The 18,386-nt window shown below is 62.5% G+C and carries 13 protein-coding genes, 1 tRNA gene and 1 pseudogene; 10 read left to right on the forward strand and 5 right to left on the reverse strand.

What is annotated here, in order from left to right; genetic code table 11:
- Window positions 1–117: 117 nt before the first annotated feature.
- Window positions 118–1,085: pseudogene (locus tag AC1AZA_RS08335) on the forward strand (IS256 family transposase); the annotation flags it as partial.
- A 394-nt stretch (window positions 1,086–1,479) separates the two neighbouring features.
- On the opposite strand, the gene AC1AZA_RS08340 reads toward AC1AZA_RS08335, so the two are convergent.
- The 4 genes from AC1AZA_RS08340 to AC1AZA_RS08355 all read right to left on the reverse strand — a co-directional run bounded on the left by AC1AZA_RS08340 (window position 1,480) and on the right by AC1AZA_RS08355 (window position 7,988).
- Window positions 1,480–2,673 (reverse strand): AAA family ATPase, encoded by a 1,194-nt coding sequence (locus AC1AZA_RS08340; RefSeq protein ID WP_476514200.1) that lies wholly within the window; start codon window positions 2,671–2,673, stop codon window positions 1,480–1,482.
- A 164-nt stretch (window positions 2,674–2,837) separates the two neighbouring features.
- On the reverse strand, window positions 2,838–4,289 hold the full coding sequence (locus tag AC1AZA_RS08345; protein WP_476514201.1) for a tyrosine-protein kinase domain-containing protein: 1,452 nt from the start codon (window positions 4,287–4,289) through the stop codon (window positions 2,838–2,840).
- Window positions 4,290–4,380: 91 nt separating this feature from the next.
- Window positions 4,381–6,402 (reverse strand): DUF4012 domain-containing protein, encoded by a 2,022-nt coding sequence (locus AC1AZA_RS08350; RefSeq protein WP_476514202.1) that lies wholly within the window; start codon window positions 6,400–6,402, stop codon window positions 4,381–4,383.
- Window positions 6,402–7,988, reverse strand: coding sequence for a sugar transferase (locus AC1AZA_RS08355; protein WP_476514203.1), 1,587 nt, complete (start codon window positions 7,986–7,988; stop codon window positions 6,402–6,404). The genes AC1AZA_RS08350 and AC1AZA_RS08355 overlap by 1 nt, the downstream gene beginning before the upstream one ends.
- Before the next feature lie 165 nt (window positions 7,989–8,153).
- Here AC1AZA_RS08355 and AC1AZA_RS08360 point away from each other — a divergent pair, with 165 nt between their 5' ends.
- The 7 genes from AC1AZA_RS08360 to AC1AZA_RS08390 all read left to right on the forward strand — a co-directional run bounded on the left by AC1AZA_RS08360 (window position 8,154) and on the right by AC1AZA_RS08390 (window position 16,689).
- Window positions 8,154–9,683, forward strand: a complete 1,530-nt coding sequence (locus tag AC1AZA_RS08360; RefSeq protein WP_476514204.1) for an MDR family MFS transporter — start codon at window positions 8,154–8,156, stop codon at window positions 9,681–9,683.
- 231 nt (window positions 9,684–9,914) lie between these two features.
- Entirely contained in the window at window positions 9,915–10,895 is a 981-nt protein-coding gene (locus tag AC1AZA_RS08365) for a hypothetical protein (RefSeq protein ID WP_476514205.1), read from the forward strand.
- Between the two features lie 112 nt (window positions 10,896–11,007).
- Window positions 11,008–12,111: a LacI family DNA-binding transcriptional regulator gene (locus AC1AZA_RS08370; RefSeq protein WP_476514206.1), complete on the forward strand. Its 1,104-nt coding sequence runs from the start codon at window positions 11,008–11,010 to the stop codon at window positions 12,109–12,111.
- Between the two features lie 85 nt (window positions 12,112–12,196).
- Window positions 12,197–13,498 (forward strand): adenylosuccinate synthase, encoded by a 1,302-nt coding sequence (locus AC1AZA_RS08375; protein ID WP_476514207.1) that lies wholly within the window; start codon window positions 12,197–12,199, stop codon window positions 13,496–13,498.
- A gap of 84 nt (window positions 13,499–13,582) precedes the next feature.
- Window positions 13,583–14,896, forward strand: coding sequence for a fluoride efflux transporter FluC (locus tag AC1AZA_RS08380; protein ID WP_476514208.1), 1,314 nt, complete (start codon window positions 13,583–13,585; stop codon window positions 14,894–14,896).
- Window positions 14,893–15,270, forward strand: a complete 378-nt coding sequence (locus tag AC1AZA_RS08385) for a fluoride efflux transporter FluC (protein WP_476514209.1) — start codon at window positions 14,893–14,895, stop codon at window positions 15,268–15,270. Before AC1AZA_RS08380 ends, AC1AZA_RS08385 begins: the two co-directional genes overlap by 4 nt.
- Window positions 15,271–15,330: 60 nt before the next feature.
- Entirely contained in the window at window positions 15,331–16,689 is a 1,359-nt protein-coding gene (locus AC1AZA_RS08390) for a polysaccharide deacetylase family protein (protein ID WP_476514210.1), read from the forward strand.
- A gap of 94 nt (window positions 16,690–16,783) precedes the next feature.
- Here the strand turns inward: AC1AZA_RS08390 and AC1AZA_RS08395 are convergent.
- Window positions 16,784–16,857 (reverse strand) — tRNA-Gly (locus AC1AZA_RS08395).
- Between the two features lie 125 nt (window positions 16,858–16,982).
- Here AC1AZA_RS08395 and AC1AZA_RS08400 point away from each other — a divergent pair.
- Window positions 16,983–17,696: a LytR/AlgR family response regulator transcription factor gene (locus tag AC1AZA_RS08400; RefSeq protein ID WP_476514211.1), complete on the forward strand. Its 714-nt coding sequence runs from the start codon at window positions 16,983–16,985 to the stop codon at window positions 17,694–17,696.
- Window positions 17,697–17,703: 7 nt separating this feature from the next.
- Entirely contained in the window at window positions 17,704–18,381 is a 678-nt protein-coding gene (locus AC1AZA_RS08405; protein ID WP_476514212.1) for a sensor histidine kinase, read from the forward strand.
- Window positions 18,382–18,386 lie beyond the last annotated feature (5 nt).

Here is an 18,386-nt window from a genome sequence, read left to right on the forward strand (position 1 = left end):
CGCAGACAGGCAGCGGCCACATCCAATACCGCACACACTGCGGAAAACCCGCTGCCCACACTGCGGAAAAACACTGCACACAACGCGGACACCAACTTGACAAAACACAAAATGAGCCTGAGGGTGCCGAAGCTGAAGGGTGCGGTGTTCGAGTCGGCCGTGATTCGGACGCTACCGGCGGCGCGAGGAGAGCGCCCGGGGAGGCGCTGATCGACATGTACCTGGCCGGCGTGAGCACGCGTCAGGTCGATGACGCCGGCCAGCTCCTGTGGGGCGACCGCATGCCCTCGCAGACGCTTTCCGACAAGCTCAAGCGCATCTACGCGGATATCGACGCGTGGAGGGAGCGCCCGTTGGAACAGGAGTACCCGTACGTGTTCATGGACGGAGTGTGGCACAAGCGATGCTGGGGCGGCTCGGTCGAGAACGCGGGCGTGCCGGTCGCCATCGGCGTGCGTCTGGACGGCCACAGGGAGGTGCTCGCCGTGGCGGAGGGCATGAAGGAGGACGCGGACAGCTGGCGTGGGTTCATCACCGGCATGCTCGCACGCGGCCTCAAGGGCGTGAGATTGGTGACCGGCGACCGGTGCGCGGGGCTCGTGGCCGCGGTGAACGAGCTGCTGCCCGGCGCCCGCCACCGGCGGTGCATGGTGCATTTCGAACGCAATATCCTCGCCAGGGTCAACCCCGGGAACCGGGAATGGGCCGCGGACGCGCTCAAGGCCGTGTTCTCCATGGAATCACGCGACAAGGCGCTGGAGAAGGCCGAGTCCGTCGCCGGGGAGATGGACTCGAGGAAGCTCAAGGAGGCCGCCACATGCCTGCGCGAGGGCATCGGGGAGACCACGACCTACCTGCTTGACGACTATCCGAGGGAGCACCGGCGTCGCATCCGCACGAACAACATGATCGAACGATTGAACCGCGAGATCAGGCGGCGCACGCGCGTGGTCGGCTCGTTCCCGGACGGCAGGAGCGCGTTGATGCTCGTCTGCGCGCGCGTCCGCTACGTCACCTCGAGCGAGTGGTCGACGCGCCGCTACCTCGACATGTCCCGACTCGGTGAGACCGTACCGGCAGCGAACCGATCATCGTCACAGCCGAGCGAAGACCAAAGTGCGCAAGAATCCGGGCACTACCACGCGTGGGCCCATTGCCGTGACACCCCGTATCGTCGGGCCGCGGAGGCGACGGGCCCCCGCCCCTGACGGCCGCGATGATGGAGCGATTGCGCAGCATGTCGCCCCGGGACGCCGCGTCGGGTGTGATGATGCCGCCGGCGCCGGCGCCGGCCGATGATGAATACGTGTCCATACACCATTGTCACCACCCGAAACCGTCAACCATGCCCCAGGACATACCGTCAAGCATGCCCCGACACATGCGTCAACTATCCGCTGAAGCTAAACAGATGCGGGCCATGCCCCTTCACCTCAAGCCCAAACTAAAGTGCGCAAAAAATCGGGCCTTATCCATCCGCTATCTCCTGCCATCATATGGCTGTTCCACCTCCGGCATAGCTCGGCGAACGAATTCGGCCATGCGGGGCACGGAAAAGGCCACTTGGCCGTAACCGGAGGAGTAGATCAGGCCGTCGGAGATGAGAGAGGCGCGTGCGCTGGCGGCGGACCCTCGGCTGCGGAACCGTTGAGCCACATCCGCCGTACGTACGGGGCCGTCAGAGAGATCTGCCATGATGCGCAAATACATGCGTCCAGCCTCGGTGGCCTTTTGCCAACGGGACATATACAATCCATGGTCTAGCATTCGCAATGCCTCAGCTTTACCGCGGTCAACGGCATCACCGCTAATTGGATTGGAGTCCGATGCATTCCACGTTGCCGCTCCATATGCCTGAATAAAATACGGATAGCCTTGAGACAGGTCAACCAGCCGATCCAACGAATCTCCGCTGAACGGGCGTCCGCTCTTGCGTGCAGGCTCTTGAAACCCCTCTCGTGTGGCAACATCATCCAACCGATCAATCTCACGATAGTCAAACAGCCGTTCGGCGTAAGACCGGGATTTGGCAAGAACTCCGGGGAGATCTGGGAGTCCCGCGCCAATAATGTAAAATGGCAGATTCTGCTGGCCCATTTCATGTTGGATGGTGATCAGATCCCCGAGCGGAGCATCATTCATTTCCTGCATCTCATCAACAAACAAGTACAGTCCTGAATTGGCTTTTTGCAGTTCCCGGCAAATGCCTTCAATCAGCAATTGCAGACGATATGACTCCGTACGATACGACTCTTTGCCCTTGAACCCGGCATCGGCCTTCACACCCATGAAGTCAAAGGAGATCGACTCCACATGGGCAAATACACCGCCAATCTTCTTCCGAAGATCAGGCTTGCCAATACGAGCAATCGCCATGGGAATATCGCGGAACAAGGCGTCATATACTTTACCGGCGTCCGCGCTGGCCTCAATCTTGATGGTGGCAATATGCTGCTGCTCGGCAATGGAGCGCATACGCAGCAAAAGCACGGTTTTCCCTATGCCACGCAACCCATACAGCATCACGCCTCTGTTGAGAAGTCCCAGTTTGGTACGTGCCACCATGCGGTCCATATGCTCCAGTTCACCGGCACGCCCAACCAACGCAGGCGGCTGCAAGCCGGCTCCCGGCATGAACGGATTCAACGCTTGCAAAGGCGGCTGCTGCTCCATCGTCTCCCCCAAATAAACTAAAATAAGGCTAGATATCTATAGATAATTATAGATAACTCCAGATATCATGGCAAATTTTCCGTTGGTTAGGCAAGCGCCTAATGCAAAAAGTCCGGGTTCCCACTCGTCATCTCGAGCGGAAACCCGGACCGTATACGATGCTGTCAGGCCTTTTTGTGCTTCTTGCCGTCAGACTTGCCTTCGCCGCCCTTGTCATCGGAACCGTAATAGTAGTAGTACTCGTCCTTCTTCTTGTCGCTTTCAGCGAAGTTGAGGGACAGGCCGGCGGTCTCGATCTCCAAGGTTCTGAGCTCCTGAACGGTGGTGCGCAGTTGCTTCTTTTCTGCCACGCCAAGGCCTACCACCAGCAGCAACTCGCCGCCTTCCTTCACGAACACTGCGGCGTCATTGGCTACGCGCATGGGGGCCGTGTCGATGATCACATGGTCGTAGTGGCCGGCCACCTGAGCGATGAGCGACTTCATGGCACGGGAGTTGAGCATGATGCTCGGGTTCATGGTCTGCTTGCCTGCGGGCAGCACGTGGAAGTTCGGCTTCCAGTAGCGCTGAATGGCGTCCTGAGCGGACAGCTTGCCGGCGAGCAGATGCGTCAGGCCTACATTGCCCTCGATGCCGAGCTGGGAGGCCACGGAAGGGCTGCGCACGTCCGCATCAATGAGCAGCACACTGCTGCCGGCTTCCGCAAACGCGGTGGCGAGGTTCACGCTGGTGGTGGTCTTGCCCTCGTGCTGGGTGGCAGAGGTGACCACGATTACGTTGGACAGGTTATTCTCCGGCAACGCGAAAGACAGATTGGTGCGGAGGCGGCGGATCTCCTCCGCCTCCGGAGACGCTGGCTTGGCAATAATGACCGGGGCCTTGCCGGAGAATGTCTCGCTGTTGGACAGGGTTCCCAGCACAGGCACGTCGTCCACAATGGCCTGCACGTCCGAAGTCTGACGCACGCGACGGTCTAGGAGATCCTTGACCACAGCGGCCACAATGCCCAAGACAATGCCGCCCACCAATCCGATGGCAAGATTCATCTTCGTGTTCGGAGAGCTCGGATTGGCCGGCACGTACGCCCGCTGCACAATCTGCAGATTCACTGGGGAGACGATCTTTTCGCCCTCGTCGCTATACAAGGTGGTGGTGATCTGCTTTTGCAAGCTGGTGGCCACGCTGTTGGCGATGTTGGACGCATTCTTGGGGCTCGGATCATCCACGCTGATCTCCACCAGCATGGTGTCCGTGGGATTGGAAGCAGTGACCTGCTTCGCCAGATCATCCACAGTGGTGTTGAGTCCCAGATCCGTGATGACCGGCTGCAGTACAGCTTCGGTCTTCACCAGCTCGGGGTAGGTGGCGATCTGCGACTCAATGTAGCTTGCACCGGAATTGAAGGAATTCGCGGTCGTGTCCTGCGTACTGCTGCCCTTGTACGTGGCCAACAACTGGGCGGACGCCGTATACTGCGGAGTGCGGGTGAACGTATAACCCGCCACTGCAGCAAACACCACCACAAGAGTAACCACCGTGGTGATGATATGCTTTTTGATGGCCCCAAGGACGTCAATGGTAATGACGTCATTCTCAGCGTTTTCAGTGGTAGCCAAAACTCAACTCCAATCCTCATACCCGGGCAGTTAGGGGGAACCTCATCCGCCACGAAATTCTTTCCTTAGTCTATCGCCTGTTCCATTCCGTCTACTTCAGCAGGGGGGTTTGGCGCAAAATCATCTCATCATCTGCAGCCACGATGGGCGATGTGGTCACATGGATAGTGGCCTCAAACGACTCTCCCGGCTGCAGGGTAACGCCTTTAACGCCAACGGTCAGCTCATTGTGCACGGCGATACTGTCGAAGTTGCCATCGCCCGTACCGGCACCGGTGAATTGCCAGTCCACCAAGCGGCCATCCGCAGGCGCATAGACATATGCGACCGTATCGATCTCTCCGTGGCGGGACGCACCTTGCTCATCAAAACCAAGTACATCCTTCGGGAAGGACGCCACCTCGTTCGGATCGGCCGTGTTGGTCAGTTTGATGTGCACGGTGTACTGCTTGGCGCCGGTGGGGTACGTCTGGTCGTACTCGTAGCTGACCTCGCGTTTGAGGTACCAGTCCATTTTGCCCATGGTGCCGTCGTTGAAGTAGACGCCAGCGACGGGTTTGCTCGGATTGGTGATAAGCGTGCCGGAAATGGCCGTACCGTCAATCTGCTGCTGCTCATCCTCGTGAGCGGTCCACAGGTAAACGTGCCGGTTGCTGACGGCACTCTGCACCGCCTTGACGAGTGCAGCGTTGTTGCCGCCGGCGGATGTGATGAGATGGTTGAAGATACTGGTGGCGGCAGAAGAGAAGAACGCATCCTGAGCCCTGCCGGAAAGCTTCGTAAAATACGTGTCATGCAGCAGGGTCTGTACGGTGTTCTGGCCGTTGAGCTGGGAACCGTCGGCCAAGGTAACCGGGCCTGTCACGTTCAGCAGACTTTGCAGGAACACCGGATCAATGCTGATCACGCCATCCACAGCCTGGTTGTTGAGGTTCTTCCACATGGCGGCTGCGATTTCCGCAGCGCGCGAGAAATCCGGGGTGAAATCTGGATCCTGCTGGTAGGTGGCCATCTTCTCGGTGAACAGCGACTTCTCCTCTGGCGTGAGCTGCACCACGGGAGAACCGGGCACCGGCGGCACCTGCGCGGGGCTGAACGCGCCCATGGTGAGCTTGCCGCCGTCCACGGTGAGCACGCCCCACGAACCGAAGATGCCGCCAGTGGCACGCAGCTCCGCATTGTTCTGCGCAATGACCAGATAGGTACGAACCTTGCCGTCGTTGGGCGCATTGCCGGGGCCGAGGTCGAACATGGCAGGCATGAGGTTGGCCACGCGGGTACCGAGATCCACAGTGGAGGCGAGCTCGCCGAACTGGGCCTTGGCGGAGGCAAGCGCATCCGTGAGCTGCGGAATGGTGGTACCGGAGACGTTGCCGAACTTCACGTTGGCGTCGGCGATCACCTTGTTGGCGGCGGTCAGCTCATCGGCCACGGACGCCATGCTGCCAAGGTCCACAGCACCATCGCGAATGCCGATCTGGCTCAGGTTCAATCCATCCACGGAACTGGCGAGCTTGGGGAGGGCATTGTTGCTCACGTCCTCCAGGATTTCCACGGTCTGGCGCACGGCCTTCACGTCCGAACCGTAGTGAGGCACCAGCGAGGCGAGCGCCCACACCGGGCTCTTGGTCTGCGCATAGGTGGCGTCAATATGCTGGCCGAACTGCTCGATGCTGGCCTTGGCGGCGGCGGTATCCCCGCCCATCACCTGCGACTGGATGCCGGAAGCCTGCGCCACGGCGGCCTCCACCTCGGTCTTGGCCTTGAGGGCGCTGGCAACGAACCATCCGGCGAGCGCAATGAGCACCACAACGAGCACCAGAATGCCGATCAGAATGCGGCGACGACGCTTGCGCCGCTTGATGCGGCGAATATGTTCCGGGCTCATGCGACGGCGATGCGAATGGTGCTCGGCGGCAGCGGCATCCGCCGCAAGCACGGCCGGGTCAATGTCCGGCTGAACGATCGGCGTGGCCTCGTCAATGTGCTCCACATAGTTGTCGGTACTTTCCGCACCCTGCGGGGCGGAAGCCACCGGAGTGGCAGGAATCGGAGCAAGGCCGATCGGCGGCTTCGGAGGGTTAAGCGGATCATTGGCAGAAGGATTCGTCATCAGTAGGCTCCCTTATGGCTCAGCACGGCGCCCACGGTACGGAACAGGAACACAATGTCTCCCAGAACGCTCCAGTTCTGCACGTAGGCCACGTCCAGAGCCTCGCTTTCCTCCTCGGACAGGTCGGACCGGCCGGACACCTGCCACGGGCCGGTGATGCCGGGCTTGACCAGCATGCGCGTGGCGTACACCTGATTGTAACGGGCGTACTCCTCCGGCAGCGGCGGACGCGGCCCCACGGCGGACATGTCCCCCATGAACACGTTGAGGAACTGGGGCAGCTCGTCGATGGAGAAGCGGCGGATGAAATGGCCCACCGGCGTGATGCGCGGATCGTTCTTCATCTTGAAGATGAAGCGATCGGTCTGGCCGGTCTCCGCCGCAAGCTTCTTCTTGAGCTCGTCCGCGTTGACCACCATGGAACGGAACTTGTACATCTTGAACGGCTTGCCACGCAGCCCGATGCGCGTCTGCGTGTAGAACACCGGGCCTCCGTCCGTCACCTTGATGGCAATGGCCACCGGGATGGTGATGATGGCGGAACAGACGATGGCCAGACTGGAGACCACAATGTCGAACAAGCGCTTGAAGAACGCGTTGAGCGGCGTGTACTGGGACAGGCGCTGCGTGATGATCGTAGTGCCCTGAATGGAACGCACCTGCAACTCATGGTTGCTCGTGTCCGCGGCGGAGGCGAGCATGGCCACCTCCAGACCAAGGCTCTCCATGCGCACGGAGAACGTGTTGTAGTTCTCCGAATAGCGGGTCATCACGTCGCACACCATAACGGTCTGTGCACCGGCATCCACGATGTGCTCGGCCAGCGTGTGGTCCTCGTAGGCGATAACCGGCAGGGACGCGCCCCAATGCTTCATCACCTGCGCGTCAAGCTCGGTGAGCACCTGCGGATCCGTAACCGGGCGAATCAGACCGCTCTGCGGATGCACCTGAATGGGGCATACGGCCACGGGCCGGTAGTTGAGCTGACGGCGCTGGGCAAGGAAGCTCAGCATGCGACCAATGCCCTCCGGAGAGCCGATCAGCACCGTGGCATACGCGTACGCGCCCTTCTGCCTGCTGCCGGTAATGATGCGGCGGCTGATCATGCGCTCCACCACGGTAAGCGCCCAAGCGGCCATCACCGCGATGGTGAGCGAGACGAGCGTGAGCTCGAAGCCGAAGATGAAGTTGAGGGCGCACTGGATCACCCAGCACACCACCATGCCCTTGATGAGCAGCATGTTGAGCTGGTAGCCGTCACCCATCACATGGCGGTGGTAGACGCCCACCGAGCGCAGCGACCACACCCAGAACGCGGCGCACATGAGCAGATAGACGGACACGTCCATGCTGAAGAACATGCGCATGGAATAAAAGGCATGCGACTCGTTGCGCAACAGCAGCACCGTGGCGCCGGCGATGATGTACATGGCGGCGTCCGCGAAACCCAACGCCATGTTGAGGAACATGCGCCAGTACTGGACGCTGTTGATCTGGTAGGCATTGCGGAGCATGTTCGACCTCCGGCGGCCTCCGCTCGGCCCCTCCGCTGCCTGTTCTGCCGTTTCGCCGCTTGTCAACGCCATTACGGTGCGCCCCTCTTGTACTACTGCTCTCATGGTTGGCTTACGCCTCTGCTATGCACTATACCCCCTACGTCGCGCATTTGTCCCCTTGCCGATTCAACCGTCGTCCATCTCCACGGGCGCGGATAGACTGACCGCGTACACGGACCAGAAGGCGATGATGACATGGCGAAACAGACAGTGCAACGGCAGCGGCTTTCCAGCGAGGAATCGTACGTTGACGGTCACCTCACCCACGCGGCCTTCGCCTCGCTCGCCATCCTGACGTTCATCACGTTCGTGGGCAACTTCACGCAGCTGCAGCTGAGCGCGGCCCTGCCCACCATCGTCTCCGAATTCAACATTTCCGTGACCACCGGGCAGTGGCTCACCTCCATCTTCCAGCTGGTGATGGGCGTGATGGTGCCGCTCACCGCGTTCCTGACCCGCCGGTTCTCCACCAGACAGATCGTGATCGCATCCATGGCGGTGTTCACCGTAGGGTCCGCGCTGGGATGGGTCGGCTCGTCGTTCCTGCTCGTGCTGCTCGGCCGTCTGCTGGAGGCCGTGGGCACCGGCGTGATGTGGCCCGTGCTGCAGATCACCGTCTTCTCCATCTACCCCCTCTCGCGCCGAGGCATGGCCATGGGCACGGTGGGCATGGCCATGAGCGTGGCGCCGGCGCTCGGACCCACCATCGGCGGCATGCAGACCGACACGTTCGGCTGGCGGTCCATCTTCCTCACGCTCACCGTGATCGGCGTGGCATGCCTGACCATGGCGGCGCTGTGGCTGCGCGATTTCGGGGAAAACGACGCGACCGCGAAGGCCGACTTCTTCTCCGTGGCGCTGTCCGTGTTCGGATTCGGCGGTCTCATGTTCGGCTTCACCAACATCGAGGCGTTCCCGGCGTCACATCCGATGGTGTGGCTCGCGATGCTCGTGGGCGTGGTGGGCATCGTGTGGTTTGTGGCGCGTCAGTTGCGCGGGGCGCAGCGCTACACTGCCTCGGACGGGACCGCCCAACCGCCGTTGCTCAATTTGGGCGTGCTCAAGAACCGCAGTTTCACCACCGGCACCATCTGCGCGGCGCTGAGCTTCTTCGCATTCAGCTCGATCATGGTGATCATGCCGCTGTACATTCAGGACGATCGCGGCTTCTCCGCCACCGTCAGCGGACTGGTGATGATGCCCGGCGCGTTCGGCATGTGCATCTCCCAGTATTACGGGGGCAAGCTGCTCGACCGGCTCGGCGCACGGCCCGTGGCGCTGTCCGGCACGATCATCCTGCTGTTCGGCACGATCATGATGAGCCTGATCGACACGGACACGTGGATCTGGTGGATCTCCATCTGGCAGTTCGTGCGGCAGATCGGCATGGGATTCATCATCATGCCCATCACCACATGGTCGCTCAACTGCCTTGAGCCGTCCGAGGTCTCGGCTGGCTCCGCGGTCACCAACACCGTGCGGCAGATCGCCGGCGCAGTAGGCGCCCCCGTGCTGGTGATCCTCATGGAAACGCTGAGCCATCTGGCGGCGCAGTCCAACGGAGACAATGCGATCCTCGCCTCCATCTTCGGCACGCAGTGGACGCTGCGCGTGAGCGCGTTCATCGTGTTCGTACAGCTGCTCATTGTGCTGTTCGGCGTGCGCGGGGACGGGGCCGGCTCCGCGCGGGACGCCGTGAACCGCGCACGAGCTCGCGCGCGCTGAGCACCTATGCCGCCAAAAGTTGCATATCCGGGCGCATCAATGCGTCGGCGGGGGCTTTTCACGCTCGAATATGCAACTTTTGGCGGCATACGGCTGTACACAGCCGTGCACGACTGTGCTCTGTGGATAAGTGGGCGCACGACACGCCCAAATCATGAATGCGGGGGCACGTTCGTCCACAATGCCCGGTCGAGCTTTTCTGCCACGCCGGCCGTCACATAGCGTTTCAGCATGAGGCGAAGCAACAAACTGGAACAGGCGCTGGCGGCAGCGGAACAGGCGCAGGCATGTCTGTGGACGCGCGACCGGGCACTCAAGCGAGTCATCAACGGACGTCTGGCGCGCGGAGAACTGATCGCCGTACGCAACGATCTGTTCGCGCGGCCGGCCTATTGGGCTTCGCTCACCTACTGGCAGCGCATCATGCACGTGCTCCGCGCGGTGGTGGACCAGCATCCAAATTGGCCATTATGCCAGCTCAGCGCCGCAGCCGTCTGGAAGCTGCACGGCACCTACACGATGCACGATCGCGTGCACATTGCCGTCGACGACCATACCTGCACCCGCAACCGGTCATATTTCCAATTTCACCATCTCACACGCATATGCGCCGTAGTTCGGGACGGCATCCGCGTCACCTCACTCATGCAGACCGTGTTCGATTGCATCCGTACATTGCGCTTTCCGCTGGCACTGGCCATCTGTGACGCGGCAATGCGCCTATATGGGCTTGCAGCCGACTCACTGCTGGCGTTCATCGACGAGCACGCCGGATATAAAGGTGTTGAACAGGCACGGCTGGTAGCCGCGCACGCCGATCCAAGAAGCGAGAACGGCGGCGAGTCCATTGCACGGGCGTGGATGCTGATCTGGGGATACGAGACGCCGGAATTGCAGTATGAAATCGTCGATCCCGTGAGCCATCGCCTCTGGCGCACGGACTTCAAATGGACCGGCGCTGACGGCACAACCATCATCGGAGAACTGGACGGCAGGGAAAAATACGTGAATCCGAGCATGGTCAAAGGCGCAGACGCCATCGACACCGTTCTTGCGGAAAAGGAGCGCGAGGGCGACCTGCGGCTACTGGGCAATACGGTCTTTGTACGCTTTACGTTCAACGAAGTCATCCACTCGCCTGCGCTGGTTCGTCGCAGACTCGATCTTGCCGGCGTGCCACGGCGCTGCCAAAAGTTGCAGATTCGGGCGTGAACAGCCCTCGAATGGAGACTGAGAGGGGCGAATATGCAACTTTTGGCGGGCACATGCCACGCGAACCGGTTCGAGTAGTATGGGGACGACAGACGCAAAGGAGGTGGTCGCAATGGTGGGAATGCGAGACGTGGCCCGCAAGGCCGGGGTATCGCTGAGTACGGTATCGCTGGTGGTTAACGGCAACGGGTACGTGTCGGATCAGATGCGCGCCAAGGTGCAGGCGGCCATGAAGTCGCTCAACTATGTGCCCAACGAGCTGGCCCGCAACCTGTACCACGACCGCACCAACGTGGTGGGGACGATCGTGCCGACCATTCGGCACCCGTTCTTCGCCACGCTCGTAGCCGGATTGCAAGGCCGGCTGTTCGAGGCCGGATACCGCACGATCATCTGCTCCACGGCCGACATGGGCACCGGCGAGGACCAGTACGTGGACATGCTGCGCCGGCACATGATGGACGGTCTGATCATGATGGGACACACCGCGCACCCGACCGACTACTGGACGTCCATCCGCAGGCCGATCGTCGCCTTCGACCGCTATCTGGGCGCCTCCATCCCCTCCATCGGCTCCGACCACGAGCAGGGCGGCGAGCTGGCCGCCACGATGTTCGCGCTCACCGGAGTGCGCAACGTGGTGGAGATAGGCGGACCGCGGTCGCAATACAACGATCTGCCGTCGACCGAGATGACGGGCGAGCACACCACCTTCCCGCCCGTGCGCTACCACTTGGCGTTCGAGCGCACGCTGGACATGGCCGGCATTCGCTGGAACTATCTCGAAGTACCGGACGTGAGCGACTTCGCCACATACGAGACCGTGGCGAGAGAGGCGTTCGAACGATTCCCGGATGCGGACGCGATCGTGGCACCGGACATGGCCGCCGCGTTCTGCGTGCAGGAGGCGCTGCGCCGCGGCGTGCGCGTACCCGACCACATGCAGATCATGGCGTACGACGGCACGTACGTGACCGATCTGGCCGGCATGAGGATCACGTCGATCCTGCAGGATTTCAAGGCCCTGACCGGCGTGGTGGCGCAGCGCATGATCGCGGAGATGCACGGCGACGACGCCACGGAACCGCACGGGCCCGCAGGCGTAGTGGCCGATCTGGTGCCCATGCGGGTCAAGCTGGGCGAAACCACCCGCATGAACGACGCCGTGCACCAGCTGCTGTTCGGTCCGGATACCACGCCGGCGCAGACCGACTGAGCCGGGCAACGGGTCGGTTTAGGGCTCGCGGTAGGCTGTAAGGCGGCTTAATCACAAGGCATACACACGGCTGCGGAGGTGCATCATGCCTGGAATCGTGTTGATCGGCGCACAGTGGGGCGATGAGGGCAAGGGCAAGGCCACGGACCTCATCGGCACCAAGGTGGACTACGTCGCCCGCTTCAACGGCGGCAACAATGCGGGCCACACGGTGGTGGTCGGCGACGAGACGTACGCACTGCACCTGCTGCCCTCCGGCATCATCTCCCCCACCGTCACCCCGGTGATCGGCAACGGCGTGGTGGTGGACGTCGAGGTGCTCTTCCAGGAGATCGACGGCCTGACCAGCCGCGGCGTGGACTGCTCCCGCCTGCTGGTGAGCGAGGCCGCGCACATCATCGCCCCCTACCACCGCGTGATCGACAAGGTGACCGAGCGGTTCCTGGGCAAGCACAAGATCGGTACCACCGGCCGCGGCATCGGCCCGGCATACGCGGACAAGATCAACCGCGTGGGCATCCGCGTGCACGACCTGTTCAACGCCGACCACCTGCACGACAAGGTGGAGGCCAGCCTGCACCAGAAGAACCAGATGCTCGTCAAGCTCTACAACCGCCGGCCGATCGACGTGGACCAGACCACCGACGAGCTGTTGCGACTGGGCGAACGCCTCAAGCCGTACGTGGCCAACACGTCGCTCATTCTCAACAAGGCGCTCGACGAAGGCAAGACCGTGCTGTTCGAAGGCGGTCAGGCCACCATGCTCGACGTGGACCACGGCACCTACCCGTTCGTCACCTCCTCCAACCCGACCGCCGGCGGCGCCTGCACGGGCACCGGCGTGGGACCGACCAAGATCGACCGCGTGATCGGCGTGGCCAAGGCGTACGTGACCCGCGTGGGCGAGGGCCCGTTCCCCACCGAACAGTTCGGAGGGGAAGGCGACTGGCTGCGCGCGCAGGGCCACGAATACGGCGTGACCACCGGACGCCCGCGCCGCTGCGGCTGGTTCGACGCCGTGGTGACCCGCTACGCATCCCAGGTCAACGGCCTGACGGACATCGTGCTCACCAAGCTCGACGTGCTCACCGGTCTCAAGGAAATCCCGATCTGCGTGGCCTACGAGGTCGAGAACGCGGACGGCACCGTGACCCGCTACGACGATATGCCCACCGATCAGGCCGCATTCACCGCCGCCAAACCGATATACGAGACCATGCCGGGCTGGACCGAGGACATCTCCCAGGTGCACCGCTTCGAGGATCTGCCGGACACTTGCCAGGCCTACGTGAAGCGCCTCGAGGAGATCAGCAACTGCCGCATCTCCGTGATCGGCACCGGCCCGCAGCGCGACCACATCATTCAAATCCACTCTCTGACCGACTAGCAGCAAACCGCCGGCGCCATACGCGTTCGGCGGTTTTTGACTTCACGGCGGGGCACATCAACCCGCAAGGAACACGGCATGCCCATGACACCATCACCATCCGATTACACCGACGCGCCCACCATCGTCACTCCAGTGGTACCTGTGCCCGGAGCCCGATCGGCCACGGCACGCGCAGACTCCGGCGGCGATCCGCTGATGGACCCACTGCTGTACGTGGTGGTGTTTCTGGGCGGGTTCCTCGGCACGGCCATGCGCTACGGACTGAGCCTGCTCATCCCCCGGCCGGCCACGGAAACCGGTTTCCTTTCCGCCTTCCACACGGCCACCTTCACGGCCAACATGCTCGCCTGCTTCATCTTCGCCTGCCTGACGGCAGCGATGGGCCAAGCCGCATGGATTCCCGCGCGCAGGCGCGAGCTCGTCAACCGCGGCGTGGGCATGGGCATGTGCGGCGGATTCTCCACGCTGAGTGCACTGGTGATCGAAGAGCTGCTCGCCTGGCACGGCGGCAACTTCCTCGGCGTGGCGTTCTACGAAATCATGAGCTTCGCATGCGGTCTGGCACTGGCCTATGCAGGCGCCCGACTGGGACTGGCGCTCACCGCGCGACGCGCGCTCCTGCACCGGCTGCAGGACGCGGCGAACGCCGGCAGCACCACGGGGGACATTCCGATCACCGTGGAGGACGCCGATGCGTCCGCCGACGCGTTTCTGGCGGCCCATCCGGCCGATGATGGAAATCTCAGTCCGAGGGATGAATCCTTCGCGCCGCCGGTAAGCGGGCCTGTGGCGGAAGCTCCGACCGAGGTATTTGCCAGGCAGCCTATGCGGGTGTCCGCAAGCCGTAAGGCAGGCAGCGGGCTGGACCTGCTGAACGGCGGATCCGATCATGCGGAGACGAATCCAACCGCCCCGCTACCGGCACTGGTATTCCCGTCGTTCCGGGAGGAATCCGCGGCGGAGCCCGAATCCCGGGATGCCGTAGAGCCTACTGCGCCAACCGTAACGGCGGAGGGCGGCTCGGGCTCCGCTACGGCGACTCCCGCGGCAGAGCCGGCTCCCGTGCCCGAGCCCGTGGCGGAATCCGAGATCGCCGAGACGAAGCCCGATGTGGCCGAACTGGCCGACGTAACGGAGCCGGCTCCCGCGGCAGAGTCCACCGAGCCGGAAGCCACCGTCGTAATGGAACCCGACGACGTTCCCGAAGCGGAAACGGACGTGCCTGCGGCGGGACCGGCCGACGCGCCGGAGCAAGCTCCTGCGCCGGACGACACGACGCCAAAGCCGGTCGTCATCCCCCACGTTGTGGGCGAGACCGACGACGACGCGCCGAACTTCGGACGCATCGTGACCGAGGTCAACGAGCGGCGCAAGGACGAGGAGACGGAACGATGATCGTACTGTTTCTGGGCGTATGCGCGTGCGGAGGACTGGGAGCCGTGGCACGGTTCGTGCTTACCGTGTCCATCAAACGGCAATGGCACCGGTCGTTCCCGCTCGCCACGTTCGTGATCAACCTCATCGCCACATTCTGCGCAGGACTCGCCGCCGGCGCCTATGCGCACGCGGCGGTCGCCAGCCCCACGTACCTGCTGTTCGTCACCGGATTCCTCGGCGGGTTCTCCACGTTCTCCACGGCAATCAACGAGATCGTGACCCTGGCGCGCGGCGGCAACCGCACCATGGCCGGCATCTATCTGGCCGCAACCATGCTCGCACCCCTAGCGTGCGTGGCGCTCGGCTGGGCGCTCATCGGGGCGGCACTGTAGATTCGTCGGCACGTTTCACCTTGGCACCCCATAGAATGTGAGCGGTAGAAAGGATCGGAGTTGACTGGAAACGACGAAGAGAACGACGCCCGCATGGAGCATCAGCTGGAGGGCGTGTCGGACGGCGACGTACAGGAACTGGATTTCAACGGTAGCGCCTACGGACCGCGTCCGGGCAAACGCGTCGGCGGCAAACGTTCGGCGGGCAAAATCGTGGCTATCGTGCTCGCGGTGATCCTCGTCCTCGCCGGGCTCGGCGGGGGCGGCGGATGGTACTGGTACAACAATCTGCGGATGTACCCGGTGCTGGTGGACGGCAAGGTCGTCACCATCCGCAACGGTCAGTCGCTCAAAACCATCCTCGACGACAACGCCTACTTCGGCAAAACGCCCGGACGGCTCATCTCCGTGACCGGCAAGGTAATCGACGGGCAGGTAGGCAACCCCGTGGAGGTTGCGCTCAACGGCACGGACGTGCCGGAGGACAAGCTCGCCTCCACACGGCTCAAGGAGCAGGACGAGATTACGCTCACCAACGGCACCGACAAGGACGAGGACCACGAAGCCAAGGTGGAAGCCATCCCGCACGCCAAGAAGGCCACCAACATCGTCACCGGCGGCATCATCCAGCTGCATCTGCCCGGATCCGACGGCACCAAGGAAACGTGGGTGGGCAAGGTGTCCGGCGAAACCGTGGACAAGGGCGTGACCAAGGAGCCGGTGGACGAACAGATCACCGCACTCACGCCGCACGTGCCCTCGGACAGGAAGGTCATCGCGCTCACGTTCGACGACGGTCCCAGCCAGTACACCGTTCCGATGCTCGACATCTTCAAGGAGAAGGGCGTGCACGTCACGTTCTTCAACATCGGCACGCAGTCGGCGGAAATGAAGAGCGTCGTTCAGCGCATGGTGGATGAGGGACATCAGGTGGGCAGCCATTCCAACACGCATCCGTTCCTGCCCAAGCTCAGCGACGACGCGATCCGCTCGGAGCTCACCGCCGGATTCGACGGGCTCGAGCAGTCCGGCGTGAATTCGCGCATGTTCCGCTCCCCTTACGGCGCCTTCACCAACAAGGACTGGGACCGCGTGGGAGATATGCTCTCCACCAACGTGCTGTGGGACATCGACACGCTCGACTGGAAGATGCCCGGCGCTCAGGCCATTCACGACACCGTGCTCAAGGAAGCCCACAACGGTGCCATCGCGCTCATGCACACCGGTGGCGGCAACCGCGAGCAGGACATTGAGGCTTTGCCGAGCATCATCGATGATCTGAAGGCGCAGGGCTACGAGTTCGTGACCGTGGGAGAGCTCATGGCCATGGACCAGCAGCAGCGATTCCCCGACTGGGCCATCAAGGGCGAATTGCCGCCTTCCGCAACTTCCGCTACCGATACCGCCAACAAGCAGTAGAACAGTAGGAGCGCGTTCGAACCTTACGAATAGCCTCGATTCCGATGTTCCGCAAACCGTCGATGCGAGCCGGAATCGAGGCTATCTGCATCTGTGGAGCGGATGACGGGAGTCGAACCCGCCTTTAAAGCTTGGGAAGCTTTCGTTCTACCGATGAACTACATCCGCAGTAAGCCTCGCGCAACGGCGCGAATGCACAAGTAGACAGTGTACCACATGAGCTGACCGGCGTGCATTCGGCGGCGTGACCATTCCGCGCGGCACTAAGATATGAGCGAGGAAAGGAGCCCAGCATGCCGTACCGCATCGCCATCTGCGACGACAGTGACGTGGACGCCGAGTATGTGCGGTCGCTGGTAGGGCGGTGGGCCGGCGAACGTTCGGCGGAGGTCGAAACCGAGGTGTTTCCCTCCGCCGAACGGCTGCTTTCCCGCTACGAGGAGCGGCAGGACTACGACATCCTGCTGCTGGACATTGAAATGGGCGGACCGAGGTCGATGGACGGCATGGAGCTCGCGAAGACCGTGCGGCGTACGGACGCCGGCGAGCGCACGCAGATCGTGTTCGTCACCGGATACTCGGACTACATCGCCGAGGGGTACGATGTGGAGGCCCTGCACTACCTCATGAAACCGGTGGACGCGCACAAGCTGTTCGCGGTGCTGGACCGGGCCGCGGAACGGCTGCGGCAGAGCGAACGATGCCTGAATTTGCAGTACGCGGAGGGCGTGGTGCGCATCCCGCTGGAGACGATACGCTATCTGGACGTACGGCAGAACTACGTAACCGTCCACGCGGCGCGCGAATACACGGTTAAGCGGTCGCTCAGCGAGTTCGCGGACGAACTGGGGACGGAGTTCTTCCGTGCCGGACGGGGGCTGATCGTGAACCTGCGGCGCATCCGACGGGTTACCCGGACCGCCGTGGAACTGACGGGCGGGGAGACGCTGCGGCTGCCGCGCGGCGCGTACGAGCCACTCAACCGGGCGATCATCGAAAGGACGTGATGGCTGCATGAGGCTTCCGAAACTCTTCGGCCGCAGCAAGGCCGACAAGGCACTGGCCGCATACCAGCGCGAGCTTTTGGACACGCACTACCGCGAAGTGGAGAACATGTACCGGCAGATGCGCATCTGGCGGCACGACTACCGCAATCACATCCAGACACTCAAGGTGCTGGCGGCGAACGGGGACCTCGCCGCGATCCGCAGCTATCTGGACGGGCTCGACACCAAGCTCAAGGAACTGGACACGCCCATCAAATCCGGCAATGCCATGGCCGACGCGATCCTCAACAGCAAGGTGTCGCTGGCGAAGGCGCACGGCATAGACGCGCGCGTGGACGCCCGCATTCCCATCAAGCTGAGGATTTCCGAGCTGGACCTGTGCTGCGTGCTCGGCAACCTGTTCGACAATGCTATCGAGGCGAACGCGGCGCTGCCCGAATCCGAGCGGATGATCCGCGTGTACATGGACATGAAGGGCCCGCAACTGTACATCTCGTTCACCAATGCGGCTTCGGAAGGCAAGCAGCGCAAGACGGGCGGGCTGTTCCCCACCACCAAGGGCGGCGAGGGACACGGCTTCGGACTGGTGCACATCGACCAGATAGTGGAGGATGCCGGCGGGTATCTGAGCCGAAACTCGGAGGCGGGGGCGTTCACCACGGAGATTCTGCTGCCGCAGGAGTGACGGCT

The sequence above is a fragment of the Bifidobacterium sp. LH_389 genome, assembly GCF_056357235.1.